Below are 7,494 nucleotides of genomic sequence, written 5' to 3' on the forward strand. Positions count from 1 at the left end.
TATAACCAATCGATCCAGCTGGTATAGTTGCAGTTACAGAACCAACACCACTAGTTGTCACCTTTACGTCAAAAACAGTCCCATTGTTAGGTGATTGTTCCGTAATCGAAGAAACTGTTTTTCCTGGCGCTGTTCCTCCCAAAGTAATATCAGATCCGGTAAATGAAGCAACATCTATAGGTTTTGGAAATGTAACAGTGAAATATAGTGTAGTGCTGTCTGTTGGATCGGCTTGGCTAGATTTTTTATTAATTGTTATACCTGGTTTATTTATTGTTATCGAATTATCAGTCGAAGTCGAAGCTAGATTCGTATCTCCGTTTAAATCAGTTATACCTGTATTAATGATCGGATTCGTAAATACCGAATCGTAATCACTCCAATATAGTTGATTTGATGAATCAACTATATAGCTAATTAAATTCACACCAGTTATTATTTCAGTTGTTTTAACACCAGCAGGAGTAAATTTCAAAATTGAGTAACCATCAGGAGAACCATAATTTGATGTAAACAAATTATTTGAACTATCAACACGAAGTGCACTTTGCGATGTTGCAGTACCGAATGTTGTTGATAAACCTGCAGGTGTAACTTTAATTATATCTTGATCGCCATAGCTACCAGTAACAAATACGTTGCCTAGAGAATCTACAGCGATTAAATCAGACTCGTTTCCGATCGATCCATAGTTTGTTGTTACTCCAGAAGGTGTAACTTTTGTAATATTCTGACTTCCAGTATTTGCAGTATATACATTGTCCTGAGCATCTATTACAATTGCATTTGGGTTTGATCCAGTTGTTGCGAAAGTTGAAACTACTCCATTAGAAGTTATTTTAGTAATTTTATTACTATAACCGGAAACAAATACATTATTTGATGAATCAATAGCCAAATCAGTTATTGAACCTCCAAGATCTATTGTACTTGAGACACCTGAAGGTGTAACCTTTGTTATTTCGTTAGTATATTGATCATCCAAATAAACATTTCCATCACCATCAATAGCGATATGATCAGGATATGAGCTAATTGTGCCGTATGTCGTAGAAATTCCTTCTGGCGTGATCTTCGAAATATTATTGTTATATGAGCCAGCGGAGTATATATTCCCATCTGAATCTTGTACCAAGTTAGTTGTACCAAAATCTAAATGACCATGGTACTTTTTTGCATCTATTGAAGTAGCCTCAGGTATAGTTGCAATGATAGTCCCAGAAGTCCTTGCGTTTGTAGTTACTTCGAAAGTGGTTCCATCATTAGGTGTTACTTGAACTATTGAAACTATATTTTTGTCAAGTGCAGTTCCGCTTAAAGCAATATCACCTCTTGTGAATGTAGTCGGGTCAATAGGATTAGAAAATACTACAGTGAATATTGCACTTGAAGTCGATGGATCAGCCTGTCCACTTTTTTGATTTATAGTGACGTTTAACGTTTGCGATAAAGGACTATTAGAAAACGTGAATGAATATGCGGGTATCGCAAAAATGATCAGCATAGCTATACAAAGAATCCTTAGAAAAATCTTTTTTACCATGTGTTTATATCGGCACAAATAGTATTAATAATTAACCGAATTTGACAAAATAACAGTAATAAAAGACAATTACGAATGATTGTAGGTATTCTTACATATATTGCGAATTTTGTTGATTTAAGCGCATTAAAATATCAGTTCTTTTTTTCCTTAATATAATATTTTATATTAAGATCCTGTTCTCTATAACACAATTTAAAGGAATAAAAATATATTGTCTTATGCTCGATGTACACTTGACTAGACAAACGTTAAATATTTGAAATTAAAGGAAAAAGTGCAAATATCAAAATCTGAATATATGTTGTTTTTGAAACATCCAATCTATTTGTGGCTAAAAAAACACGATAAAGCTAAATTGCCGCCAATTGATGAAGCACTGCAAGCAATATTTGATGCCGGAAGAATTTTTGAAAGTTATGCAGAGCAAATATTTAAAAATACAACGAAACTCGGTTTCGTTGGAATCCCTGAATATATATCACTAACAAAACGTACTAATAAAGCAATTGAGAGTATTTCAACAAACGCTTGTAATGAGAGTAATCAAACTTTGATTCAAGCCAGATTCGAAACATATATAAAAGAAGCATCTGTAACATGTATTTGTGATGCAATAGTTTTTGTAGCTCCGAATATGGTTGATCTATATGAAATAAAATCTGGAACAAGAGTTAAACAAGAAAATCTATATGATCTTTCATTTCAATCAATAGTGATACAGAACTGTGGTCTTATTGTTAGAGATATTTTTGTTATCAATGCAAACGGAGCATATGTTCGCAAAGGTGAGATTGACATTAAACAATTGTGCCATGTCACAAATGTGACAGAAGAAGTAAACGATTTAAAAGGATTTACTCTTGAGCAAATTGAATTAGCAAATAGGTGCATAGAAAAAAAGATAATCCCTGATTTAGAAGTACCAACAGAAGATGATAATGCAGAAACACTGAATGCTTGGTTAGAACTTTATAGAATATTTAATGATACTCCATCAGGATCTATATTTGATTTGTGCTGGCCAAAAAACCGCGTAGCAAAATTGTTTACTGATGGAATAAAGTTTCTAAAAGATATTGATCATAGTTTTGAACTGACACCAAAACAACTACTTCAAGTAAATGCAGTAAAAACACAAGAAGAATATGTAGATAAGGAAGCTATTAAAGAATTTATAGATGAATTTAAGTATCCACTGTTCTTTCTTGATTATGAAACGGCAATGTCTGTAATTCCACCCTTTGATGGTACATCTCCATACCAACAAATACCATTTCAGTTCTCCTTACATATACTTGATAGTCCGGCCTCAGAATTGCGCCATGTTATGTACTTACACAAAGAAAATAATGATTCCACTTATGAATTATCGAAATTTCTGTCTAAAAATATTGGTGAGGCGGGATCTATTGTTACTTGGAATGCTAGTTTTGAAAAAGGATGTAATACTCGTATGGGGTTGATGCATCCTGAATTTAGGCAATTTTATGATTCGGTAAATGACAGAGTAGTTGATCTAGCAATACCATTTCAGCGAAATTGGTATGTAGATTATAGATTTTTGGGCAGTTATTCGATAAAAAAAGTATTGCCGGTACTAGTGCCAGAACTCTCATATAAAGATCTAGGAATCAACGAAGGTTTAGCAGCGCAACGAAAGTGGATGCAGGCTGTTTTAGAAGAAAAATTTGATATAGACACCAAACAAAAAATATTGAATGATTTAGAAAAGTATTGTTCACTAGATACTTTAGCAATGGTAGAAATATATAGGTTTTTGAAAACAATAATCGACTAATATCATCATAAGAAAATGATGGAGGATATTGGTGACCGATAAAATTTCAAAAACAACTGGGGCTAAACCTGTTGAAGCTTTGAAAAAAATTGTTGTAAAAGATAGTTTTAAATATTCGTCATCTGCAATAATGACACCTGCAAATATACTTACATTTGCGAGACTGATCTTATCTTTCCCTTTTTTGTTTTGGCTTTATAAACAACAATCGGGTTGGCTATTATTTGTGTCATTTTTTGTGCTTTCTGCTTCTGATTATGTAGATGGAATTATTGCTAGAAAAAATGGGCCAACTACATCTGGTGCCTTTTTGGATCCACTCGCAGATAAAATATTAGCGATTGGTGGTTTTATTGTTTTAGGTATGCGCGATTATTATGCTTGGTTGCCAATTATAATAATGGGAATGCGTGAAGGTGGAGTTTCTGTTGCCAGGACTGTACTTTCTAAATATAAAATATCTTTACCTGCACGTAAATTAGGTAAAGCAAAAACTCTTGTACAGTTACTTGCTGTTGGTTTAGTTATTTTCCCGCCTCTTGATGATTATACAAACTTTCATAGTGTTTTGTTATGGTCAGCATGTACACTTTCAGTAGTTAGCGGCATTGACCTATTCATAAATGCTCAAAGAGCAGTAGTGGAAACAAAAACTGAACATTAATATTTAACAGGAGAATAAAATGGTTACAAATGTTTTATGCGTTGGAACTGAATTGCTCTTAGGTCAAATAGAAGATACTAATTCTGGAAATATAGGGAGAATGCTTGCTAATTGTGGCATTGATTCTTATGAGCAACGCAAAGTAGGCGATAATTTTGGTCGTATAAAATTGGCAATGATTTCAATGTTGGAAAATTGTGATTCGATAATAATTGCTGGTGGGCTTGGACCAACACACGATGATATTACACGAGAAGTTGCAGGTGATCTGATGGGTGTTGAATTAGTTTTAAATACTGAAGCAGAAGAGAATATGCGCAAAATATTTGCAAATCGTAAACGTGAAATGCCAATTATAAATTTACGTCAAGCCATGGTTCCACAAGGTGCAACAATTATACCTAATAAGAATGGCACAGCCCCCGGTTTAATTTGCCCAGTGGTAATTGGTGGGAAAACAAAATATATGTTTTTAGTCCCAGGTTTTCCTTATGAATTAAAACCAATGGTTCAAGAAGTCATCCTTCCATTTATATTAAATATAGAAAAGCGAAACACTGTAATTTTAAATCGCACATTAAAGACTTGGGGTATACCTGAAAGTGAACTTAGTGAAACATTAGACGAGATAATTCAAGATTGTGAAACTGGTGATGTCAAAGTCGGATTTTTGGCGAGAGGTATTAACGGAATTTACATAAAGATTTCTACAAAAGCTAAATCATTGGCAATCGCGAAGAATTTAATAAATGAAGTTGAAGAACAAATTCAAGAAAAAATAGCTAATAATATTTATGCATATGATGATGAGACTATGGAATCTAAAGTTTTAGATTTATTACATAAAAGAAAGGCTACTTTAGCAATTGCTGAATCTTTTACGGGAGGTCTTGTCTCATCACGAATTGTAGAAATTCCTGGTGCATCAAATGTGTTTAAAGGATCCATGGTTGCTTACTCAAAAGAAATAAAAAATGATATATTAGATATTGAATTTGATGATGTATATTCTTCTGAGTGTGCGGTCAAGATGGCTCGATCGACGTTAGAAAAATTCAATGTTGACTTCGCTATTTCAACAACTGGTGTTTCTGGGCCTGGTGATGAAATCGAAAATGATGTGATACACAAAGCAGGCGAGTGTTACATTGCTTTAGCGCATAAAGATTTTAGTGCTGCATATAGTTTTAATTTTGGCGGAGATAGACAAAGGGTAAGGGAATACGGAACAATTTCTGCACTTAATATTTTAAGGGAATATTTAGAAGGTAAACTAGATGAAACTGAGTTTACCAAATCCGGAAAAACTAGTGAATAGTAATATTTAATATTTGTTACATGTCGTTGACCTGGGCATTGTCAATTTCTTGAGACTTAAACTATAATATAGGGTCTATTCCTCTTGAAAGTGTATTAAATGGACAATAAAGTTTTGACTAGGAATAAGAAGCTCGCACTTTTTATTTCAGCAACACACCAAGTAGCGATAATTTCACCTGTTTGGGTTATTTTCGGTTCTGACCATTTACATCTATCTCTTACCCAATCGCTAATACTTGGGTATATGGCGCTTGCGACTTCAGCCTTTTTTGAAATACCAATGGGCGCATTTGCGGATAAATTCGGGCGTAAAGCAACCTTGATAACAGGCCTAGGCTTAACCGCTTTTGGCGATTTGACTTTAATACTTTTTAATAATTTTATCTTATTGATGTTCTTGCAAATTTTTGCTGGTTTAGGGTGGGCAATGAGAACTGGCTCTTTAGAAGGTCTATTACACGATACTTTTGAAGCATATGGTGACAAAACTTCATATTCAAAATTATCTGGAAAGATGTTAACACTTTCTTCAGTATCAAGAGTCTTTACTGTCCCTCTTGGTGCATATTTGTATACATTAAATCCTGAAGCAAAAATCTCTTCATATACTTATCCATATATCGGGGAAATCATATTTTTTTGTATTGCAATAATTTGTGTATATTTCTTGGTCGAGTCTCGATCTTCAAGAAGCGACAAACATAGGCTAGATGGAGAATCTTTAGAAGCAAAAGTTTCAGTCACAAAGCATATTTTGATGACATGGAAGGAAATGCGCGCAAATAGTGACATAAAGAAGGTACTCACTTTGCTTTGTTTTTATGCTTTATTAGGTGAAGGAAACTGGTCTTTATACCAACAGTATTTCCGCGATCGTGGTATAAAAGTTACGGATTCTGGTTGGGTGTATTCAGCAATATTTATAGTCATGGCTATAGGTGCTTTTTTTGTTTCGAGAGTTTATGAAAAGATAAATGTAGTTTGGGCAATGAATATTATTGTTTATGTCGTTGTCGTTGGTATTGTCTTAATGCATATGGCTTTACCTATAGCTATTATCGGATTTATGATAAATGCATTAGTTGGTCCTATGTGCTTTCATCTGCACGATAATGCAATTCAAAATAGAATGAACGGTGAAAGGAAATCTACAGCACTATCTATTGCCTCTATGGGTTATACGATTGGTTCTGTTATTGGGACTATTGGTATTGGAGCAGTTGCTGATAGTTATGGTGTGTTGGCAGCCCAATGGATTTTTGTTGCTATTGGCTTATTCATTTTTGTTGTTGTAGGTTTATCATCTATAAGCGAAGGATTTGGTGTTCTGTCCATAGATCGCATTGCCAGCGAAAAGCCTATTATTGATTTGGTGGAGTTGGAGGCGCAGGGAGATTTGGGGGAGCGCAGTGATGAGCTTGTGGATCCGGTAGTTCTACAAGACCTAGATGATCCGAATGCTTCAGAAGGACCAAATGTTATAAGTTCTAGTGTGACCGACACTAAAGTTTCTGATGGTGTTGAAGACTTGCAAGATCTAGATGGTTTACAAGGTTCTGTGATTGATCTAACTGAAAAACCAAAAGAAACCGATGTTTCAGAAAGCGAAGCACCAGGGGAAGTACCTGGGGAAGTACCTGGGGAAGTACCTGGGGAAGTACCTGGGGAAGCACCAGTGGAAGCACCTGCAGAAGCAGAAGCAGCAAAAGAAGCAGCAACAGTAGCAGTGCCAGTAGCAGTGGCAACGGAAACGCAAAAAGACGCTGACGAATCTGATTCAAACGAAGTAAGTAATTTCATGAATGTTGCCGGGATCCAAAATGCCATTATTGATTCGAAACGGTTTTAGTAACAGGTTTTATAGCGACAGGTTATATAGCGACAGGTTATATAGTGACAGGTTATAATTAACACAATAACTTTTATGATACTTGGCGATATTTATGCTTATGCTCATACTTGTTCCTATGTTTTTGTTTTTCGTGGTGTCGGTTTTTGTGTTTTTCTTTGTGTTTTATGAATTGTTGTTTTGCGTCTTCTTCGAATTGTTGGTCGTAGTGTAGTTTTCGGTGGTGGTGTCGACATATTAATACTAGGTTTTCTATTGATGTTTCACCGCCGTCTATCCAGTGTTTTATGTGGTGGGCGTCACACCATGAGACTGGA

At 34.8% G+C, this 7,494-nt stretch carries 6 protein-coding genes; 4 read left to right on the plus strand and 2 right to left on the minus strand.

Annotation, left to right across the window (positions count from 1 at the left end; translation table 11 throughout):
• Nucleotides 1–1,504, minus strand: a 1,504-nt coding sequence (locus KBF89_08455) for a hypothetical protein (GenBank protein ID MBP9116352.1), incomplete at its 3' end; no start/stop codon positions are given.
• A gap of 316 nt (nt 1,505–1,820) precedes the next feature.
• Here KBF89_08455 and KBF89_08460 point away from each other — a divergent pair.
• From KBF89_08460 to KBF89_08475, 4 genes are all read left to right on the plus strand, one after another.
• On the plus strand, nt 1,821–3,344 hold the full coding sequence (locus KBF89_08460; protein ID MBP9116353.1) for a DUF2779 domain-containing protein: 1,524 nt from the start codon (nt 1,821–1,823) through the stop codon (nt 3,342–3,344).
• Between the two features lie 31 nt (nt 3,345–3,375).
• A complete protein-coding gene (locus KBF89_08465) occupies nt 3,376–4,008 on the plus strand; it encodes a CDP-alcohol phosphatidyltransferase family protein (GenBank protein MBP9116354.1) in 633 nt (210 codons plus the stop codon).
• 19 nt (nt 4,009–4,027) lie between these two features.
• Nucleotides 4,028–5,326 carry a competence/damage-inducible protein A gene (locus KBF89_08470; GenBank protein MBP9116355.1) on the plus strand — a complete coding sequence of 433 codons (1,299 nt, stop codon included), beginning with the start codon at nt 4,028–4,030 and terminating at the stop codon, nt 5,324–5,326.
• A gap of 99 nt (nt 5,327–5,425) precedes the next feature.
• Nucleotides 5,426–7,177 (plus strand): MFS transporter, encoded by a 1,752-nt coding sequence (locus KBF89_08475; protein ID MBP9116356.1) that lies wholly within the window; start codon nt 5,426–5,428, stop codon nt 7,175–7,177.
• A 73-nt stretch (nt 7,178–7,250) separates the two neighbouring features.
• Here KBF89_08475 and KBF89_08480 read toward each other — a convergent pair.
• The coding region (locus tag KBF89_08480) for an HNH endonuclease (protein MBP9116357.1) at nt 7,251–7,494 on the minus strand (244 nt) is incomplete at its 5' end.

The sequence above is a fragment of the Acidimicrobiia bacterium genome (assembly GCA_018057765.1).
In the GTDB taxonomy this organism is placed as follows: domain Bacteria; phylum Actinomycetota; class Acidimicrobiia; order IMCC26256; family JAGPDB01; genus JAGPDB01.

What these genes read in the sequence shown, in the direction of transcription:
- KBF89_08470 (MBP9116355.1), top strand. Translation starts at nt 4,028, where the DNA reads ATGGTTACAAATGTTTTATGCGTTGGAACTGAATTGCTCTTAGGTCAA.
- KBF89_08475 (MBP9116356.1), top strand. Translation starts at nt 5,426, where the DNA reads ATGGACAATAAAGTTTTGACTAGGAATAAGAAGCTCGCACTTTTTATT.